The organism is Streptomyces phytophilus (assembly GCF_013870535.1).
GTDB lineage: Bacteria > Actinomycetota > Actinomycetes > Streptomycetales > Streptomycetaceae > Streptomyces > Streptomyces phytophilus.
On the sequence record NZ_JACBXC010001086.1, the window covers coordinates 1 to 2083 of the forward strand.

At 73.1% G+C, this 2083-nt stretch carries 3 protein-coding genes; all 3 read right to left on the reverse strand.

Annotated features, from left to right (window positions below; translation table 11 throughout):
• A partial coding sequence (trpA, locus tag H5J30_RS29320) for a tryptophan synthase subunit alpha (RefSeq protein ID WP_181790317.1) occupies positions 1-741 on the reverse strand: 741 nt, incomplete at its 3' end.
• Entirely contained in the window at positions 738-1979 is a 1242-nt protein-coding gene (gene trpB, locus H5J30_RS29325) for a tryptophan synthase subunit beta (protein ID WP_181790320.1), read from the reverse strand. The genes trpA and trpB, both read right to left, overlap by 4 nt.
• Entirely contained in the window at positions 1954-2082 is a 129-nt protein-coding gene (locus tag H5J30_RS37870) for a hypothetical protein (protein WP_508470923.1), read from the reverse strand. Before H5J30_RS37870 ends, trpB begins: the two co-directional genes overlap by 26 nt.
• Position 2083: the final 1 nt, after the last annotated feature.

Here is a 2083-nt window from a genome sequence, read left to right on the forward strand (position 1 = left end):
CAGCTTGACGAACGCCGAGCCGACGATCACGCCGTCGGCGAACGCGGCGACCTCGGCCGCCTGCTCCGCCGTCGAGACGCCGAGGCCGACGCAGACCGACAGGCCGCCGTCCCGTACCGCCTCGGTGGCGCGGGTGCGGCGGACCAGGTCCTGGGCCTCGCGGCCCACGGACTCGCGGGTGCCGGTGACGCCCATCAGCGACGCGGCGTAGACGAAGCCGCTGCCCGCCGCCGTGATGGCCGAGAGCCGCTGCTCGCGGCTGCTGGGGGCGACCACGAAGACCGTGGCCAGGCCGTGCTTGCCGGCCGCCTGCCGCCACGGGTCCGACTCCTCGACGGGCAGGTCGGGCAGGATGCAGCCCGCGCCGCCCGCCGCGGCCAGGTCCTCGGCGAAGCGCTCGGGGCCGTAGCGGTCGACCGGGTTCCAGTACGTCATGCAGAGCACGGGCGCGTCCGTCGCGGACTGCACCTCGGCGACCGTGCGGATCACGTCCTTGATGCGCAGCCCGCCGCGCAGCGCGATGTCGTCGGCGGTCTGGATCACCGGGCCGTCCAGCACGGGGTCGCTGTGCGGCAGGCCGACCTCGACGGCGTCGCAGCCGCCTTCGAGCATGGCGGTCATGGCCCGTACGCCCGTGTCCACGTCCGGGAAGCCGGCGGGCAGGTAGCCGATGAGGGCCGCCCGGTCCTCCGCCTTCGCGGCGGTAAGCACGGCGTCGAGCCGCGCGATGTTGCCCGTCACCGGTCCGCCTCCTCGGCGTCGTAGAGCCCGAAGTAGCGGGCGGCGGTGTCCATGTCCTTGTCGCCGCGGCCGGAGAGGTTGACGACGATCAGGCCGTCGGGGCCCAGCTCCCGGCCGACCTGGAGCGCGCCGACGAGCGCGTGCGCGCTCTCGATGGCCGGGATGATGCCCTCGCTGCGCGACAGCAGCCGCAGCGCCTCCATGGCCTCGTCGTCGGTCACGGCCCGGTACTCGGCGCGGCCGGCGTCCTTGAGGTAGGCGTGCTCGGGGCCGACGCCCGGGTAGTCGAGGCCGGCGGAGATCGAGTACGGCTCGGTGATCTGGCCGTCCTCGTCCTGGAGCACGTACGACCGGGAGCCGTGCAGGATCCCGGGCTCGCCGAGGCTGAGGGTGGCGGCGTGCTCGCCGCTGGTCAGGCCGTGCCCGGCGGGCTCGCAGCCGACGAGGCGCACGGCGGGGTGCGGCAGGAAGGCGTGGAAGAGGCCGATGGCGTTGGAGCCGCCGCCGACGCAGGCGACAGCCGCGTCGGGCATCCGGCCCGTGCGGTCGAGCAGCTGCTGCCGGGCCTCGATGCCGATCACCCGGTGGAAGTCGCGGACGAGCGCGGGGAAGGGGTGCGGGCCTGCGACCGTGCCGAAGAGGTAGTGGGTGTGGTCGACGTTGGCGACCCAGTCGCGGAACGCCTCGTTGATGGCGTCCTTCAGGGTGCGGCTGCCGGACTTCACCGGAATGACCTCGGCGCCGAGGATCCGCATCCGGGCGACGTTGAGCGCCTGGCGCTCGGTGTCGATCTCGCCCATGTAGACGGTGCACTCCAGGCCGAGGAGCGCGCAGGCGGTGGCGGTGGCCACGCCGTGCTGGCCCGCGCCGGTCTCGGCGATGACGCGGGTCTTGCCCATGCGGCGGGTGAGCAGGGCCTGGCCCAGCACGTTGTTGATCTTGTGCGAGCCGGTGTGGTTGAGGTCCTCGCGCTTGAGGAAGACCCGGGCGCCGCCGGCCTGTTCGGCGAAGCGCGGCACCTCGGTGAGCGGGCTGGGCCGGCCGGTGTAGTTGACCAGCAGGTCGTTCAGCTCGGCGACGAACGCGTCGTCGGTCTTGGCCTTCTCGTACGCGACGGCGACCTCGTCGACGGCCGCGCGCAGCGCCTCGGGGATGAACTTGCCGCCGTACGCGCCGAAGTAGCCCTCGGCGGTCGGCACCTGACGTTCTGGGTCAGGGATGAAGAAGTCTGTGGGCATGGCTGATCCTCGGTCGGAACGGATGACGGACGGCGTGGGGACACGCCGCCTGCCATCGCATGCCGTTGATCTGCCCGGGCTCGGCCCCGATGTGGTACCGCACG

Coding starts and splice junctions, on each gene's coding strand:
- trpB (WP_181790320.1), bottom strand. CDS start 1,979: ATGCCCACAGACTTCTTCATCCCTGACCCAGAACGTCAGGTGCCGACC.